This window comes from Mesorhizobium sp. BR1-1-15 (genome assembly GCF_020165475.1).
Classification (GTDB): domain Bacteria; phylum Pseudomonadota; class Alphaproteobacteria; order Rhizobiales; family Rhizobiaceae; genus Mesorhizobium.
Genome location: NZ_JAIUIF010000002.1, coordinates 298810 through 316845, shown reverse-complemented (window position 1 = coordinate 316845; position 18036 = coordinate 298810). Strand labels below are relative to the sequence as shown.

The window sequence follows — 18036 nt, the reverse complement described above, 5'->3', positions numbered from 1 at the left end:
AAACCATGAAGACCGCAATCAAACTTGCACTATCGACCTTGGCGCTGTGCGCCCTGTCGGCGCACTCGCTGGCCCAGGAACTCCGAGTGACCGTGTGGACGGGCAGCGAGGCCCACCTCAAGATGCTGAACGGCATCGCCCAGGGCTTCATCGCCAAGCATCCGGGCGTCACGGTGAAATTCGAGACCGTTCCGGTCGCCGACTACACGCAGAAGCTCACTTTCCAGGTCGCCGGGGGCAACGCCCCCGACATCGCCTGGATGATGGAGGATGCCGCACCCGCCTTCGAGAACGCCGGGCTGCTGATGGACATCGGCCCGACGCTCAAGGCGACCGAGGGATACAATTTCGACGATTTCTCCCAGCCCGCCATGGCGCTCTGGCAGAAGGACGGCAAGGTCTACGGCGTGCCCTTCTCCACCTCGCCTTTCCTGATCTACTACAACAAGGACATGTTCGACAAAGCAGGTGTCGAATATCCCAACCAGCTCGCCGCGAAGGGCGAGTGGAACATGCAGAAATTCCAGGAGGTCGCCAAGAAGATCACCGAGGCCAATCCCGGCAAATGGGGCTTCGAATTCAAGGATGGCGAAGGTTACGCATCGCGTATGACGCACGCCTTGCTGCCGCCCGTGCGCGCTTACGGCGGCGATCTGTGGGCCGACGGCCAGTGCGGCCTCGACAAGCCTGAAGCGGTGGCTGCCATCAAGCAGCTCCATGATATGGTGTTCAAGGACAGGTCGATCGTGCCGCCGGGAGAGCAGGGCGACTACTTCTCCGGCAATTCGGCGATGACCGTGAACCAGATCTCGCGAGCCTCGAAGATGCCCGAGGCAGGCTTCAAATGGGGCATCGCCCCCTTGCCTTCGGGACCCGCCGGCGAAGCTCCGGTCATCGGCCAGGCCGCGCTGACAGTCTTTGCGTCCGGCAAGAACAAGGAGCTTGCCGCGCAACTGGTGGCCGACATGACCAGCAAGGACAATGTGGCTGTCATGGCCCAGTTCTTTCCGCCGGCCCGCAAGAGCGTCCTGGAGAGCGACGCCTTCGTCAACTCCAACAAGCTGATCCCGCCCGAGCAGATGAAAAGCGTCGCCGCAGCGATCGTCAACGGCCGCGTTCACCCTTCGCATGAGCATGTGCCGCAGATATTCGCCGCGATGGCGCCGCGCGTCGACGCGCTGTGGCGGGCCGACGCCAATGTCGAAGAGGCGCTGAAGGGCGTCTGCGCCGCCATTCAGCCATTGCTCTGACAGGATTTCGGTTCATGGCCGGCATGGCATCCCGGGACAATGCGGCGCGCCCTGCCAGCGCGCCGTGGCTGAGCTTGAAGGCCAGGGAGATGCTCGAGGCATGGCTGTTCGTCAGCCCGACCTTGATCGGCTTCCTGGTCTTCTTCCTTGGGCCGCTGGTCGCCATCTTCTATTATTCGACGACCGAGTGGAACCTGCTCAGCCAGCAGGCGACCTTCGTCGGGCTTCGCAATTTCCAGAATGCGCTGCTGGAGAACCCCGACTTCTGGCATGTCGTGCGCAATTCCGTGATCTTCGCGCTGGGGCTCGTTCCCCTGAACATGGCGCTGGCGCTCTCCCTCGCGCTGGCGCTTTCGCGGCCGTTCTTCGGTGTCGTCTTCTTTCGCACGGTCTTCTTCGCGCCGGTGGTCACATCGGCAATCGCCTGGGCCATCGTCTGGAAATTCATGCTGCAGGGCGAAGGCGGCGCCGTGAACCAGATGCTCGCCTGGATCGGCATCGATGGCCCGAATTGGTTGCGCGAGCCCAACTGGGCGATGGCGGCCGTCATCGTCACCCGAGTCATCAAGATGGTCGGCCTCAACATGATCCTCTACATCGCCGCGCTCCAATCGATACCGCGCGACTACGAGGAGGCAGCGGCGCTGGAAGGCGCCTCGCGCTGGCAGGTCTTTCGCATGATCACCTGGCCGCTGCTCGCGCCGACGACGCTGGTCATCATGGTTCTGACGACGATCGGCTCGTTCAAGGTGTTCGACCACATCTACCAGATGACCGGCGGCGGCCCGGAAAACGGCACCCTGGTGCTGGCCTTCTACATCTATCAGCAAGGCTTCAAATTCTTCAACGTCGGCTACGCGGCCGCGCTGGCCCTGATCATGTTCGTCATCGTGATGGCGCTCACCCTCGTGCAGGTGATGTTGCGGCGGAAGGAGATGGAGTGACCCAGCGCCGGACCGAGATTCTCTATCGCATCTGCTGGACCATGGCGCTGCTGCTTTTGGCCGTGCCCTTCGTGTTCCCGTTCCTGTGGATGATTTCCGGCGGCTTCAAGAGCACCACCGAAATCTTCGGCGCGCCGACCTTGATTCCCCGCGTCTGGCGCTTCGAGAACTTCGCGGAAGTGTTCACCTATCAGCCCTTCGCGCGGCAGTATTTAAACTCGCTCTACATCGCCGCGACGGTGACGGTGCTGACCCTGTCCATCGCCTCGCTCGCGGGCTACGCGCTGGCGCGCATCCGCTTTGCCGGCGCCGGGCTGTTGATGCTGTTCCTGGTGATGGCGCTGATGGTGCCGGAAGAGGTCACCATCATCCCTAACTTCTTCCTGATCCGCGCCATGGGCCTGATCGACACGCACTGGCCGCTCATCCTTCTGCCGGTCTTCGGCCCGCAGGGCGTGGTGGCGACCTTCCTGATGCGTCAGTTCTTCCTGGCGCTGCCCAGGGAACTCGAAGAAGCCGGCAAGATGGATGGCCTGTCGCGGTTCGGAGTCTGGTTGAAGATCGCCCTGCCCATGGCGCGGCCGGCGCTCGCCGCGGTTGCTATCATCACCTTCCTGCATTCGTGGAACCTCTTCCTCGAGCCGCTGATCTTCCTCAGTTCGCTCGAAAAATTCACGCTGCCGCTGGCGCTGTCCAACTTCAACGACAGCTACGGCCTGCCCTTGTGGAATCTGCAATTGGCGGCGACCAGCCTGGCCGTGGTTCCCATCCTCATCATCTATCTGATCGCCCAGCGCCAGATCATCGAGAGCTTCGCCCTCTCCGGCGTCAAGGGATAAGGGGGAGTCATGACAAAGCTTCTGCTCAAGGACATCCGCAAGCGGTTCGGAACGGTCGAGGTCATCCGTGGCGTCGATCTCGAGATCGAGGATGGCGAGTTCGTCGTCTTCGTCGGCCCGTCGGGATGCGGGAAGTCGACGCTCTTGCGGCTGATCTCCGGCCTCGAGCATCTCAGCGAGGGCGAACTCCACATTGGCGGCCGTCTGGTCAATGAGGTTCCGGCGGCCAGGCGCGGCGTGGCCATGGTGTTCCAGTCCTACGCGCTCTACCCTCACCTGACCGTCCGCGACAATATGGGCTTCGGCCTCAAGGTCCGCAAAGTGCCGGCCGGCGAGCGAGCCCGGCGCGTCTCGGAGGCCGCCGCGACGCTGAAGCTCGAGCCATTGCTCGACCGTTTCCCGCGTCAGCTATCGGGCGGGCAGCGCCAGCGCGTGGCCATCGGCCGCGCCATCGTCGCCAATCCCGACGTCTTCCTTTTCGACGAGCCGCTTTCGAACCTCGACGCCGAACTGCGTGTGCACATGCGCTCCGAGATCGCGGCGCTCCACCAGCGCCTGTCGACGACGATGATCTACGTGACGCACGATCAGATCGAGGCCATGACGCTTGCCGACAAGATCGTCGTGTTGCGCGACGGAAGGATCGAACAGGTCGGCTCACCGCGCGAGCTCTACGACAGCCCCCGAACCATTTTCGTCGCCCAGTTCATCGGCAGCCCGAAGATGAACATCCTGCCGCTCGCCGATGGGCGGCCAATCACCCACGGGGCGTCCGTGCCTGCGGCGGCCGTCTCGATCGGCGTTCGGCCCGAGCACCTGTCGCTGGCCCAGCCTTCGTCCGCCACGCTGCGCGGCAAGGTAAAGCTTGCCGAATACACTGGCGCCGTCACGCTCATCCACGTGGAATTGGACGCGGGCCAGACTTGTCTTGTCATCCACAATCAAGGAACGGCGCCCGAGATCGGCGCCGAGATCGGCCTGGACGCAGCCCCGACGAACCTGCACTTTTTCGACGGCGAGGGCCGCGCGGTCTGACGCGATCAGGAATGGCCAGCGCGTAGCCGGCGTGCGGACGCGATAACCCGCGGAAGCATGAGAACGGGCGAATGACCCGCCGCATTGCCTTCTGTACCCGCTCGCTGGATAGTTCCGGCCATGCTGCAGAGCCTGACGACTCACTGGCCTCAAATCCTGGCGATCATCTCGGTGATGATCGCGAGCGTTGGCATTGCCCATGCCGTCATGACCAAGGAGGACGTCCGGGCCGCCACCGGCTGGGTCGGCGTGATGGTGCTGTCGCCGATCCTGGGGGTGCTGATCTATGCCGTGGCCGGCATCAACCGCATCCGTCGCGCCTCGATCAGCGCACAGCGCTCGCTTGCCGGCGATCTGGCGTCCGCCAGGCACGACCGCGACATTGCCGCCGAGGAGGCCCTGATCATCGAACGATACGGGCCGCGCTTCATCGGCCTCAGGACGCTGGGCGACAGGGTCGCGCGGCGCGCGCTTCATCCGGGAAACGCCATCACGGTCCTGGAAACAGGCGACGAAGCCTATACCGCGATGTGCGCGGCCATCGACGGCGCCGAACGCAGCGTCCTGCTCGAAACCTATATTTTCGACAATGACCCCGTCGGCCTGCTCTTCGTGGAATCCCTTGCCCGGGCCGTCCGGCGCGGCGTCAGCGTGCGCGTGCTGATCGACGCCGTAGGCGCCCGCTATTCCGTGCCCAGCATATTGGGCCACCTGCGCGGCGCCGACGTCACCGCCGGGCTCTTCAACGGCAACATCGTCATGGGCCTGCACCTGCCCTATGCCAATCTGAGGACCCACCGGAAGATCCTGGTGGTCGACGGTACGGTTGCCTTTACCGGCGGCATGAACATTCGCAAGGGCTTTTCCGCCGAGTTTGCCGGCTCCAACAGTTCCAGGGACACGCATTTTCGCGTGACCGGTCCAGTGGTAGCCGACCTCTTTTCGGTTGCCGCCGAAGATTGGCGTTTCGCCAGCAACGAGGCGCTGAAGGGCGATGCCTGGCGAATTGCCCCGCTGTCGCCGGCGCCCGCCACGCCCATGCTGGTGCGGGCGGTCGCGTCCGGCCCGGACGCCAGCGTCGAGACCAATCACAAGCTGCTGATCGGCGCCTTCTCCGTCGCGCGCAAATCGATCCGCCTCATGTCGCCCTATTTCCTGCCGGACCGCGAACTGATCAGCGCCCTGACGACTGCGGCAAGACGCGGTGTCGAAATCGACATCGTGGTGCCGGCGGTGAACAATCTTTTCCTTGTCGACCGTGCGATGACGGCGCAGTTCGACCAGGTTCTGAAGCACTATTGCCGCGTCTGGCGCACGGAAGGACCTTTCGACCATTCGAAGCTGCTTTCGATCGATGGTGCATGGGCCTATATCGGGTCTTCCAACCTGGACGCCAGGTCGCTACGGCTCAATTTCGAGATCGACCTGGAGGTACTCGACGCCGGCTTCGCCAGCGAGGTCGAAAAGCGGGTCGCGGCGGCGATCGAGACGGCCGTCCCTGTCACACTGGAAGTATTGCGGGCGCGGCCATTCGTCATCCGTCTGTTCGATCGCATCCTGTGGCTGGGCTCGCCCTATCTTTAACAAAAGGACGTGTTTGCCAGATAGCTTGAAATCGATGATGGAACAGATGCCGAAAGGTTCTATTCTTTGAGGTGCATGGTGCAAGCAGCAGGAATGGCGGGCAAACGATGCGGGTGAACGGGCGCAGCCTGCCGGCAAGCATGCTTTTGTCCATTCGCGACAAGCGGATGCGGAAGGCCAATGCCACGTCTACGAACAAGGCTGACGCCACCGGAACGCTGGTCGCCTCCTACAATGTCCACAAATGCATCGGCGTCGACCGCAAATTCGATCCCGACCGCACCAGCCGCGTCATCCGCGAGATCGACCCGGATGTCATCGCCCTGCAGGAAGCGGACAATCGTTTCGGCGACCGGACCGGACTTCTCGACCTGTCCCGGCTCGAACTGGAAACCGGCCTGGTGCCGGTGCCGATTTCGGCAACCGGCAAGGGCCATGGCTGGCACGGCAACGTCTTGCTTTTCAAAAAGGGTGTCGTGCGCGACGTGCATCAGATCAGGCTTCCCGGGCTGGAACCGCGTGGCGCTCTGGTGGCGGAAATCGACCTCGACGGAAGCCAGTCCCTGCGCGTCATCGCGGCGCATTTGGGCCTGCTGCGCCGTTCGCGGTCGCAGCAGGCACAGGTCGTCCTGGATATCATGAACAGCCCCGACGAGAAGCCGACGCTGCTGCTCGGCGACCTCAACGAATGGCGCCTCGGAAACCGCTCCGCGCTGAACACGCTGCATCTGACGTTTGGACCGTTGCCGCCGGCTGTTCCCACCTTCCCCTCGAATCTGCCACTGCTGGCGCTCGACCGCATCATGGCCAACCGGCACGGAATGATCGCGGCCGTCGAAGCGCATGACACGCCGTTGTCGCGGGTCGCCTCCGACCATCTGCCGCTGACCGCCTTTGTCCGCCTGTAGCCACGCGCCGATAACGCCTTGATGTCGACCGCGTTGGAAAGCGTGTAGGGCGGTATCGGAACGGCGGCTCGTTTTGCGAGTTGATATGGCTTGGACAACAGGAGGACGAGACATGAGAAGCTTTTTCCTGGCCTCGATGATGGCGTTGGCCGCTTCGGCTTCCGTCATTGCGCCGACGCAGGCCGCGAGCGTCACCATCCAGTCCGGCGACGAGCCCCAGTATTCGCCCGACGACGACTATGACAATGGCGAGGTCGTCGTGCGCCGCCATCACGATCGCCAGCGTTATATCGACAATCGCTATAACGACGACGAGGACAGCGATGTTCGTTACAGCGACCGCGAATACCGCCGCTACCATCGTCACCACCGCTGCCACATCGAGTTGGTGAAACACTGGCGCCACCATCACAGGGTGATCGAAGAGGTTCGTGTCTGCACCTGACCCGAGGATCGCTGAAGTGCATCTGCGTGGCCTGATTGCAATGCGGTAAGCTGCGGCCACGCCCCTTCTGCTGCACTGGCTATGCCGCATTGCACAATTCCGCGACCTTGCCCACAATGCGGGGCATGGTCCTATCCTCCCTAGCCGTCCTGGTGATCGACGAAAACCGTATCCGCGCCTCGATCATCGAGGCGGGACTGCGCGAGGCCGGCCATCAGCGGGTGACCGTCGTCCATGACGTGGCGGGCATTGCGCGCCGCATCGCCGAGATCGAACCCGACGTGATTGTCATCGACCTCGAAAACCCCAACCGCGACATGCTGGAGAACATGTTCCAGCTGTCGCGCGCGGTGAAGCGCCCGATCGCCATGTTCGTCGACCGTTCCGACAAGGCCTCTATCGAGGCCGCGGTCGATGCCGGCGTGTCCGCCTATGTCGTCGATGGCCTCAGACAGGAACGCGTGAAGCCGATCCTCGACATGGCCGTCAGCCGCTTCAACGCCTTTTCGCGCATGGCACGCGAACTGGAGGAAGCGCGCAGCGAACTCGAGAACCGCAAGGTCATCGACCGCGCCAAGGGGATATTGATGAAATCGCGGGGTCTGAGCGAAGACGCGGCCTACACGCTGCTGCGCAAGACGGCGATGAACCAGAACCGCAAGATCAGCGACATCGCCCATAGCCTGGTGACGACAGCCGGGCTGCTCGGGCCGCTGGAGGATGAATGAGCATGACAGCTGCGCATCAGATCACCGCCGGCTTCATGCCCCTGTTCGACAGCGCCGTGCTGGTCGCGGCCGGCGAAATGGGCTTTGCCGCGCGCGAAGGCGTCGATCTCGTCCTCCACCGCGAAACCTCCTGGGCCAACATCCGCGACCGCATCGCCATTGGCCATTTCGACCTTGCCCATATGCTTGGGCCGATGCCGCTCGCCTGCAACCTCGGGCTCACGCCGCTGGCATCCGAGACGATCGTGCCCTATTCGCTCGGCCTCGGCGGCAATTGCGTCACCATCTCCAACGCCGTCTGGGAAGGCATGGCGGCGCACGGCGCCGTATCGGATCTCGATCCGGCCCGCGCCGGCGCGGCGCTCGGCGCGTTTATCCGCGAACGCGCGGCGGCCGGCCGCGACCCGCTGCGCTTTGCCGTCGTGCATCCGCATTCCGGGCACAATTACGAACTGCGCTATTGGCTCGCCGCCTGCGGCATCGACCCCGACGGTGAGATCGAGATCGTCATCGTGCCGCCGCCCTTCATGGCCGACGCGCTGGCCGCCGGCCGCATCGACGGCTATTGCGTCGGCGAGCCCTGGAACAGCGCCTCCGTCTCGGCCGGCACCGGCCATATCGTCACCGTCAAGGCGCTGCTGTGGCGCAACAGCCCCGAAAAGGTAATCGGCGCGCGCAAGGCTTGGGCCGAAGCGCAGCCGGAGGCGCTGGCGGCGCTGCTCAGGGCATTGCACCACTCCGCCCGCTGGTGCCAGGACCTGGCCAATCGAGGCGAACTGGCGGCATTGATGGCGCAGCCCGGCTTCCTTGGCCAGTCCACCGAGATCCAGATGCCGGTCCTGACCGGACATCTCCGCCTCGGCAGCGGCGCCGAGCGGAACGTCGAGGACTTCTTCGTTCCGTTCGACAAGGCGGCGAACTTTCCCTGGAAGAGCCATGCGCTGTGGTTCTACACCCAGATGGTGCGCTGGGGCGATATCGCGCACACGCCTGAAAACCTCGCCGTCGCCCGCGACTGCTACCGGCCCGACCTCTATCGGGCGGCGCTGAAGCCGCTCGGCGTAGCGCTGCCGGGCGCCAATGCCAAGGTCGAGGGGGCGTTGAAGATCGCAACGCCCGTCGGCTCGGCCGGGGCAAGCCTGGTGCTCGGCCCCGACGGTTTCTTCGACGGCCGCATCTTCGATCCGGACCAGATCGACGCTTATATCGGGGCGCAGCGGCCAGGGTGATCATTTCCGCGCCATTCTTGTGCATTGCACAAAATTTATGCGGACTGATCGCACAGCTGACCAATGTTTGGCCTTGTCACCTGGTGGCCGGATCTGCCCGTGAATCGGCTATTCAGCTGAATTCATTCGAAATTCCTTTCTAAGGCGAGACTGGCACGGTTCCTGCATTGAAATAACCGGACCCTTAGCGGGTCACGGAACAGGCGTCCAATGGCGGGCGCCCACAGGCAAAGCTGCCGCTCAGGTCAAGACGCGATCCGGATTCCCGGACGCGAAGACCTGGCCGGCGGCTTTTTGTTTGGCCGAACACGCAATCGACGGTGCTGGTCCCAGGCAGCGCCCAACCGGAGACGACGATGACGAAACGGATCGGAACTGGAACAACCCTCAAGGATTTCACGCGCCGCGATTTTGTCGCCAGCAGCGCGCTGGCGGCGGCACTGTTCGTCGCAGCGAAGATGCTGTTCCCGGTTGGCGCCGTGGCCGAGGGCAAAGGTGCCCAAGTGAACGCGCCAAGCTCGCCGCGCTGATGCCGCGCCGCTGACCATCGATCAAGAAAACACGCGCGGTGCTTCTCTATCGCAAACCGGAGCCTGACATGACCGCAATCCTCCCAGCCGCGCCCAGCCAGGACAATGCCCCCCGGCAGGCGCTCCTGATGTCCACCATCGCCTTCACAGTCTGCTTTGCGGTGTGGACGATCTTTTCCATCATCGGCGTGCGCATAAAGCAGGAACTTGGGCTGAACGAGACGGAGTTCGGCCTGCTCGTCGGCACGCCGATCCTCACCGGCTCCCTCGTGCGCATGGTGCTCGGCGTCTGGACCGACCGCTATGGCGGACGGCTGGTTTACACCGCCACCATGCTCGCTGCGGCGGTAGCGACCTTCCTGCTCGCTTTTGCGCACACTTACGGACAGATGCTGATCGCTGCACTCGGCGTCGGGCTTGCCGGCGGCTCCTTCGCCGTTGGCGTCGCCTATGTCTCGCGCTTCTTCCCGGCGGGCAGGCAGGGCACGGCGCTCGGCATCTTCGGTGTCGGCAATGTCGGCGCCGCTGTCACCAAATTCCTGGCGCCTTTCGTGCTTCTCGCCTGGGGCTGGCAATCGGTCGCGCTGATCTGGGCGGCAGCACTCGTCATCATGGCCGCCATCTTCTGGTTCACGACCGGCGACGATCCCGTGATTCGCGAGCGCCGCGCCGGCAAGACCACGCCTGCGAGGAGCTTCTGGCAGGAATTCGCGCCGCTGAAGAACCCGCAGGTCTGGCGCTTCGCCTTCTATTACTTCTTCTCCTTCGGTGCGTTCGTGGCGCTGTCGCTGTGGCTGCCGCGCTACCTGATCGGCGTTTACGGCTTCGGGCTGGCGACCGCCGGCATGATCGGCGCGGCTTATTCGATTCCCGCGAGCATCTTCCGCGCCTATGGCGGAGTGCTGTCCGACCGCGTCGGCGCTCGTACCGTACTCTACTGGACCTTCTCCGTTTGTGCCGTCGCGACCTTGGTGCTGTCTCTCCCCTCGGCAGACTATGTGGTGCGCGGCATCAGCGGGCCGATCGCCTTCCATTTCGAGATCGGCCCGCTCGCCTTCATCGCCGTCGCCTGCGTGCTCGGCTTCTTCATGAGCCTCGGCAAGGCCGCCGTCTACAAACATATCCCGGCTTACTATCCGCAGAGCGTCGGGGCCGTTGGCGGCGTCGTGGGCATGATCGGCGGCCTTGGCGGCTTCATCCTGCCGATCGCCTTTGGCGCGCTGAACGATCTCACCGGCGTCTGGTCGAGTTGCTTCATGCTGCTCTTCGTCCTCGTCGTCGCCTGCTTTGCCTGGATGCATGTCAGCGTCAGGCGGATGGGGCGGGCCGCATCAACCAAGGCGTCGACCCTTTCCTATGCTGCAGAGTGACACCGGAGCGGATTAGGAACATGACCCAAAAACTCGTCATCATCGGCAACGGCATGGCCCCCGGGCGCATGCTGGAGCACCTGCTGGAACAGGCGCCGGACCGCTACAGCGTCACCATCTTCAACGCCGAACCGCGCGTCAATTACGACCGCATCATGCTGTCGCCGGTCCTCTCGGGCGAGAAGGCCTACGAAGAAATCATCATCCATGGCGACGGCTGGTACATCGCCAACAACATCACCCTCTACAAGGGCCATAAGATCGTCGCCATCGACCGCGCAGCGAAGACCGTCACGTCGGACCACGGCGTCACCGAACCCTACGATAAGCTTGTCATCGCCACCGGCTCGGTGCCGTTCATCATCCCGGTGCCCGGCCACAACCTGCCCGGCGTTCTCACCTATCGCGACCTCGACGACGTCCAGGCGATGATGCTCGCGGCCCAGTCGCGCGCCAAGGCTGTGGTCATCGGCGGCGGACTGCTCGGACTGGAAGCAGCAGCGGGCCTCAACGCGCAAGGCATGGACGTCACCGTGCTGCATGTCATGCCGACGCTGATGGAGCGCCAGCTCGATCCGGCGGCAGGCTATCTGTTACAGCGCGCCGTCGAGCAGCGCGGGATCAAGGTTGTCACCAAGGCCAATACAAAGGCGATCACGGGCAACGGCAAGGTCGAGCAGGTCGAACTCGTCGACGGCACCGTCATCCCCGCGACGCTGGTGGTGATGGCCGTCGGTATCCGGCCGAACGCAGCGCTGGCGAAGGAGGCGGGCATCGCCGTCAACAGAGGCATCGTCGTCGATGCCGGCATGCGCAGCAACGACCCGGACATCTACGCGCTCGGCGAATGCGCCGAGGTCAACGGCCAGATCTATGGGCTGGTCACCCCCCTATACGAGATGGCCCGCGTCGCCGCCCGCCAGCTCGCCGCCGACGAGGCGGTCGGTTTTGTCCACATGGACACGCCGACCAAGCTCAAGGTCACCGGCATCGACCTGTTCTCGCTCGGCGACTTCGCAGAGGGCGAGGACCGCCAGGAGATCGTGCTGCGCGACGCGGCGGCCGGCGTCTACAAGCGCCTCGTGCTCAAGGACGACCGCATCATCGGCACCGTGCTCTACGGCGAGACCGCGGACGGCGCCTGGTTCAACGACCTCAAGAAGAAGCAAACAGACATATCGCAAATGCGCGATACGTTGATCTTCGGCCAGTCCTACCAGGGGGGTGCCCCACTGGACCCTATGGCGGCCGTTGCAGCCTTGCCGGATGATGCGGAAATCTGCGGCTGCAACGGCGTCTGCAAGGGCAAGATCACGGGCGCGATCGCGGCCAAGGGGCTGACTTCGCTCGACGACGTGCGCGCGCACACCAAGGCGTCGGCCTCCTGCGGCTCCTGCACCGGGCTGGTCGAAAAACTGATGGTGCTGACCATCGGCGACAAGTACAACCCGGCCGCCGTACAGCCCATGTGCTCCTGCACGACGCTCGGCCATGACGAGGTGCGCCGGCTGATCAAGGCCAAGGCGCTGAAGACCATTCCCGCGATCATGCAGGAACTGGAATGGAAAACCTCCTGCGGCTGCGCCAAATGCCGGCCGGCACTCAACTATTATCTCGTCTGCGACTGGCCGGACGAATACGCCGACGACTACCAGTCACGCTTCATCAACGAGCGCGTCCACGCCAACATCCAGAAGGACGGCACCTATTCGGTGGTGCCGCGCATGTGGGGCGGCGTCACCAATGCCGCCGAACTGCGCGCCATCGCCGATGTCGTCGATAAGTTCGATATCCCGATGGTCAAGGTCACCGGCGGCCAGCGCATCGACATGCTGGGCATCCGCAAGGAAGACCTGCCAGCGGTGTGGGCCGACCTCGGCCAGGCCGGCTTCGTCTCCGGCCACGCCTATGCCAAGGGTCTGCGCACGGTGAAGACCTGCGTCGGTTCCGACTGGTGCCGCTTCGGCACGCAGGATTCCACCGGTCTCGGCATCCGCATCGAGAAATTCATGTGGGGCTCGTGGACGCCGGCCAAGGTCAAGATGGCGGTTTCGGGTTGTCCGAGGAACTGCGCCGAGGCGACCTGCAAAGACGTCGGCGTCATCTGCGTCGACAGTGGCTACGAGATCCACTTCGCGGGTGCGGCAGGCCTCGACATCAAGGGCACCGAAGTGCTTGGCCTGGTCAAGACCGAGGACGAAGCGCTGGAGCATATCGTGGCGCTGACGCAGATGTACCGCGAGCAGGCCCGCTATCTCGAACGCATCTACAAATGGGCCAAGCGCGTCGGCATCGCCGAGATCAAGCGCCAGATCATGAACGATGGCGACAAGCGCAAGGCCTTCTACGACCGCTTCGTCTTTTCCCAGAAATTCGCCCAGGTCGATCCGTGGTCGGAACGCGTGTCAGGCAAGGACAAGCACGAGTTCCGGCCGATGGCCTCGGTCGGGTTCGCGGAGGCGGCGGAGTGATGGAGATGTTCGCGCGAGCCACCCCCCTCTGTCCTGCCGGCCATCTCCCCCTCAAGGGGGGAGATTGGATGCCACAACGGCCTTTGCCAATCGCCAACTTCGCAGAACGGACGCCATCAGCAAAACTGCCGATCTCCCCCCTTGAGGGGGAATTGTCCGGCAGGACAGAGGGGGGCGCCTGGGCGCATTCGTATCAAGTAAAGGCGACCCAATGACCTGGACACCGATCGGCTCCCTGTCCGACATCCCCCGCCGGGGCGCGCGCTGTGTTGCCACGCCGCAGGGCAAGATCGCTATCTTCCGCACCGCCGAGGATCAGGTCTTCGCCATCGACGATCATTGCCCGCACAGAGGCGGGCCGCTGAGCCAGGGCATCGTGCATGGCGCGGCGGTCACCTGCCCCCTGCACAATTGGGTCATCTCGCTGGAGACCGGCAAGGCGCTCGGCGCCGACGAGGGCGCGGTGCGCACCATTCCGGTGAAGATCGAGGGCGAGCGTTTGTTCATCGCGCTCGAAGCGCTGGCAAGCCGCGCGGCCTGACCCATGCAGATTGGCGAAGCACGCGAGGTGAGGACCACTTGCCCCTATTGCGGGGTAGGCTGCGGCGTGCTGGCGAAGGTCGCCGCGGACGGACAGGTGTCGGTCCGCGGCGACCCCGACCATCCCGCGAATCTCGGCCGGCTCTGCTCCAAGGGCTCTGCTCTTGTCGAGACCATCGGCCTCGACGGCAGGCTGCTCCACCCCGAGATCCACGGCCGCCGCGCCTCCTGGAATGAGGCACTCGATCTTGTCGCGTCGACCTTCTCGCAAACCATTGCCGAACATGGGCCGGATGCGGTCGCCTTCTATGTCTCCGGCCAGTTGCTGACCGAGGACTATTATCTCGCCAACAAATTGATGAAGGGGTTCATCGGCTCGGCCAATATCGACACCAATTCGCGCCTCTGCATGGCCTCCTCGGTCGCCGGCCATCGCCGCGCCTTCGGCTCCGACACGGTGCCCGGAACCTACGAGGATCTGGAGCTTGCCGATCTCATCGTGCTGGTCGGCTCGAATCTCGCCTGGTGCCATCCCGTGCTCTACCAGCGCATAGCTGCCGCGCGTGAGAAGCGCCCGGAAATGAAGATAGTCCTGGTCGACCCCCGCCGCACCATGACATCCGATATCGCCGACATGCACCTGGCGATCGCACCGGATGGCGACGTCGCCCTGTTCACCGGCCTGCTCGCCTGGCTCGGCCAGCACAATGCGCTCGACCGCGCCTACATCACCGCTCACACGACCGGCTTCGGACAAGCCCTTTTCGCCGCCTCGGCACTCGACCTTGCCGGCATCGCTGCCGCCACGGGCCTGAGCGAGGACGAGCTCGCCCGCTTCTACGGCCTGTTCGCCGCGACCGCCAAGACCGTCACGGTCTATAGCCAAGGCGTCAACCAGTCGTCGTCCGGCACCGACAAGGTCAACGCCATCACCAACTGCCACCTCGCCACCGGTCGCATCGGCAGGCCCGGCGCCGGGCCGTTCTCGGTCACCGGCCAGCCCAACGCCATGGGCGGACGCGAGGTCGGCGGCATGGCCAACATGCTGGCCGCGCATATGGAGATTGAAAATTCGGGGCATCGCGAACGCGTGAAGCGCTTCTGGAATGCACCTGACATCGCGCAAAAGCCCGGCCTGAAAGCGGTCGACATGTTCCGGGCGGTCGCCGACGGGCGGATCAAGGCGCTGTGGATCCTCGCCACCAATCCTGTCGATTCGATGCCCGATGCCGACGCCGTCGAAGCAGCGATCAAGGCCTGCCCGTTTGTGGTGGTGTCGGACGTGCAGGCCGACACAGACACGGTGCGCCATGCCCATGTCTGGCTGCCGGCCACCGCCTGGGGCGAGAAGGACGGCACCGTTACCAATTCCGAGCGCCGCATCTCGCGCCAGCGCCCGTTCCTGGCCGCGCCCGGCGAGGCGCGGCCAGATTGGTGGATCATCGCCGAAGTGGCGCAGCGGATGGGGTTTGGCGAGGCGTTTTCCTATGACGCGCCGGCCGGGATATTCGCCGAGCACGCGGCGCTGTCGGGCTTCGAGAATGATGGCGCGCGCGATTTCGATATTGGTTGGTATGCCGGTGTCGATGAGAAAGCTTACGAAGCGCTTGCGCCATTCCAATGGCCGGCGCCGAGCCCAGGCGCCCCCCTCTGGCCTGCCGGCCATCTCCCCCTCAAGCGGGGAGATTGGATGCCACGACGGCCTTCGCCAATCGCCGATACCGCAGGACGAGCGCCGTCGACAAAACTGCCGATCTCCCCCCTAGAGGGGGAGATGTCCGGCAGGACAGAGGGGGGCGCCTGGGCTCGACATCTCTCGGAGGGGAACGTTCAAGCTGAGCCCCAACCGGAGAACGATAAAGCAGGGCCACCGAACACCCGCTTCTTCGCCGACGGCAATTTCTACACGCCCGACCGCAAGGCGCGCTTCATCGCCGTCCGCCCTGTCACGGAAACCCGCACGGACGAGAAATTCCCCCTCATCCTCAACACCGGCCGTGTCCGCGACCATTGGCACACCATGACACGCACCGGCAAAAGCCCGCGTCTGTCGCAGCACATCGCCGAACCCTTCGTCGAGATTCATCCCGACGACGCCGCGCGATACGGCATCGGCGACGCCGACATCGCGCGCGTTTCCAGCCCGCGCGGCGCCGTGCTCGTGCGCGCGCTGATCACGTCCCGCCAGCGCCGGGGCAGCATCTTCGCGCCGATGCACTGGACGGACCAGTTCACCGCCAAGGGCCGGCTCGACACGCTCACCGCGCCACTCACCGACCCAGTTTCCGGCCAGCCGGCACTGAAGCACGTCGCGGTGCACATCGAGAAATTCGCCGCGATGGCGTTCGGCTTCGCCGTGACCCGACAAAGGCCCGAAGCGATCGCCGTCGACTATTGGGCCGTGGCCCGCTGCAGGGATGGCTGGCGGGTCGAGCTCGCCTTTGCAGACGACAAAATCGACTGGACGACTTTTGCCCAATCCCTGTTCGGCGCCTCGACCGATGCCGAAATACTCGCCTATCACGACCGCGATGCCGGCCAGCATCGCATCGCCGCCTTCGATGGCGTACAGCTCGCGGGCGCCCTGTTCGTCGCTCCCGGCCCGGTCGCCGTGTCGCGCGGATGGGCAACGCAACAGCTCGAAGAGGCCCATGCCAGCCAACGCGAGCGCTTCCGCATCGTCGCCGGCCGCGCCGGCGCCGAACGGCCCGATGCCGGCGCGACCGTCTGCTCCTGTTTCAACGTCGGGATCAAGCAGATCACGGCGGCGGTGGCTTCCGGCTGCACGAACGTGGAAGCCATCGGCGCCGCGCTGAAGGCAGGCACCAATTGCGGCTCCTGCCGCTCCGAGATCCGCGCCATCATCCAGGCACATCGCGTTCAGGCGGCCGAGTAGGCGGCAGAACCCGCCATCGGCGGCCTCCCGATGCGTATGCGCCGGCGGACCCCGCGTCAGCCCATCATGGCCGGGCGGCAGGACGACACCCGGGGCGTAGCTGCGGTTGTCCAGATCGCTAAGCGCGCCGTACTTGCCGCCGTGTGGGTTGCCGCCGACGTCTCGCCGCCATCATTGGCTACAGAACTGGACTTTAGTCCGAGCTGTCTCATCTGGACACAAAAGCGCAAGGCTGAAAATGTCTTAATGCATGTCGCCCAAAAGTAACCTCGGTTTTGGGAGGACGACATGCACGAAAAAAGCCAAAAGCGCGTCGCATGAATCCGCTTCGACGCGACCCGCTCTTGGAGCGCAGTAAGCTTGGCCAACCAGAAGGAGGCGGATGCTGGACATCGAGGACATAGCCGCTCATCCGGATCTGCACCGCCACGTCCAGGAGCAGTCGCTGGCGCTGATCCACATCTACGAAGCCAGCCCGCGGCTTGCTTCCATATTCGCCACGCAGCAGCGCTGGCTGATGGGCCATGTCGGCCTTGCCATGCATTTCAGGCGCGACCCGGGCGACCGTCGCACCGCGTTGACGGTGTCGCGCTTCATCGAGTTCGTGCATCAGCACAAGGTCGCCAGCCGCAACACCGCCGACGCTTTCATCAAGGAGATGCTGAATTACCGCATCGCCGAATACGTCGCGGGCGGAGACGGGCGCACCCACCCGTTGCAGCCGACAGCGGACACGGTGCGGACATTCACCGGATGGGTGCACGCACATCTACGGACCCTTGACCGACTCGACGGCGCGGACCGGCTGGCGAGATACCTGGAGCGGCCCGATATGCTCGCCGCCCTGCAGCCCCTCGTGGCCGACGGCCTGCTTTCGTCCAAACCGGTGCGCGAACCCAACCAGACCTTTTCCCTGTTCATCTGGCTCAACAATGGCGGCATCGTCATGGATCGGCTCATGTCCGGCATCGACCCCGACCATGCCGGCCTAGATCGGATTCCGACCAGCGTGGTCTCGGTGGCGGAATTCGCCAGTTGGCTCAAACTGTCGCGCACCCACCTCGCCCGAAAACTACGCGATGCCGAGGCGCTCGGCAGCATCGGCTGGCTGGGCCAGCGCGGCAATTCCGTGATGTGGGTCTCGCACCGCTTCTTTCAGGAATACATGACCGTCCAGGCCGCCAAGCTGGCCATCGTGGATGCCGCCTTCGCAGCATGCTTTTCCACCGACCACTGAGAGACTCGCCGCTGCCCAGGCTATGAAGGC

15 protein-coding genes are annotated in these 18036 nt (G+C 64.3%); all 15 read left to right on the top strand.

Features of this window, described 5'->3' with window-relative positions; genetic code table 11:
• The first annotated feature begins 5 nt into the window (after window positions 1–5).
• The 15 genes from LB541_RS05155 to LB541_RS05085 all read left to right on the top strand — a co-directional run bounded on the left by LB541_RS05155 (window position 6) and on the right by LB541_RS05085 (window position 18006).
• Window positions 6–1250, top strand: a complete 1245-nt coding sequence (locus LB541_RS05155; RefSeq protein WP_224618014.1) for an ABC transporter substrate-binding protein — start codon at window positions 6–8, stop codon at window positions 1248–1250.
• Between the two features lie 23 nt (window positions 1251–1273).
• Entirely contained in the window at window positions 1274–2194 is a 921-nt protein-coding gene (locus LB541_RS05150) for a carbohydrate ABC transporter permease (RefSeq protein WP_140496454.1), read from the top strand.
• Window positions 2191–3033, top strand: coding sequence for a carbohydrate ABC transporter permease (locus LB541_RS05145; protein WP_140556658.1), 843 nt, complete (start codon window positions 2191–2193; stop codon window positions 3031–3033). Before LB541_RS05150 ends, LB541_RS05145 begins: the two co-directional genes overlap by 4 nt.
• 9 nt (window positions 3034–3042) lie before the next feature.
• Window positions 3043–4068, top strand: coding sequence for an ABC transporter ATP-binding protein (locus LB541_RS05140; RefSeq protein ID WP_140897311.1), 1026 nt, complete (start codon window positions 3043–3045; stop codon window positions 4066–4068).
• A gap of 120 nt (window positions 4069–4188) precedes the next feature.
• Entirely contained in the window at window positions 4189–5652 is a 1464-nt protein-coding gene (locus LB541_RS05135; protein WP_140897310.1) for a phospholipase D-like domain-containing protein, read from the top strand.
• A gap of 107 nt (window positions 5653–5759) precedes the next feature.
• Window positions 5760–6560, top strand: a complete 801-nt coding sequence (locus tag LB541_RS05130) for an endonuclease/exonuclease/phosphatase family protein (RefSeq protein ID WP_140513604.1) — start codon at window positions 5760–5762, stop codon at window positions 6558–6560.
• A gap of 112 nt (window positions 6561–6672) precedes the next feature.
• Window positions 6673–7005 carry a hypothetical protein gene (locus tag LB541_RS05125; RefSeq protein ID WP_140496173.1) on the top strand — a complete coding sequence of 111 codons (333 nt, stop codon included), beginning with the start codon at window positions 6673–6675 and terminating at the stop codon, window positions 7003–7005.
• 125 nt (window positions 7006–7130) lie between these two features.
• Entirely contained in the window at window positions 7131–7733 is a 603-nt protein-coding gene (locus tag LB541_RS05120) for an ANTAR domain-containing response regulator (protein WP_140665783.1), read from the top strand.
• A gap of 2 nt (window positions 7734–7735) precedes the next feature.
• Entirely contained in the window at window positions 7736–8962 is a 1227-nt protein-coding gene (locus LB541_RS05115) for a CmpA/NrtA family ABC transporter substrate-binding protein (RefSeq protein WP_224618058.1), read from the top strand.
• Between the two features lie 356 nt (window positions 8963–9318).
• Window positions 9319–9492, top strand: coding sequence for a hypothetical protein (locus LB541_RS05110; protein WP_224618013.1), 174 nt, complete (start codon window positions 9319–9321; stop codon window positions 9490–9492).
• Window positions 9493–9560: 68 nt separating this feature from the next.
• Complete coding sequence (locus LB541_RS05105; RefSeq protein WP_140556650.1) at window positions 9561–10862, top strand: MFS transporter; 1302 nt, start codon at window positions 9561–9563, stop codon at window positions 10860–10862.
• 20 nt (window positions 10863–10882) lie between these two features.
• Entirely contained in the window at window positions 10883–13333 is a 2451-nt protein-coding gene (nirB, locus tag LB541_RS05100) for a nitrite reductase large subunit NirB (RefSeq protein WP_140584387.1), read from the top strand.
• Window positions 13334–13544: 211 nt separating this feature from the next.
• On the top strand, window positions 13545–13874 hold the full coding sequence (gene nirD / locus LB541_RS05095; protein WP_140522291.1) for a nitrite reductase small subunit NirD: 330 nt from the start codon (window positions 13545–13547) through the stop codon (window positions 13872–13874).
• Window positions 13875–13877: 3 nt separating this feature from the next.
• Window positions 13878–16769 carry a nitrate reductase gene (locus LB541_RS05090; protein WP_224618011.1) on the top strand — a complete coding sequence of 964 codons (2892 nt, stop codon included), beginning with the start codon at window positions 13878–13880 and terminating at the stop codon, window positions 16767–16769.
• A gap of 382 nt (window positions 16770–17151) precedes the next feature.
• Window positions 17152–18006, top strand: coding sequence for a hypothetical protein (locus LB541_RS05085; protein WP_140496181.1), 855 nt, complete (start codon window positions 17152–17154; stop codon window positions 18004–18006).
• Window positions 18007–18036 lie beyond the last annotated feature (30 nt).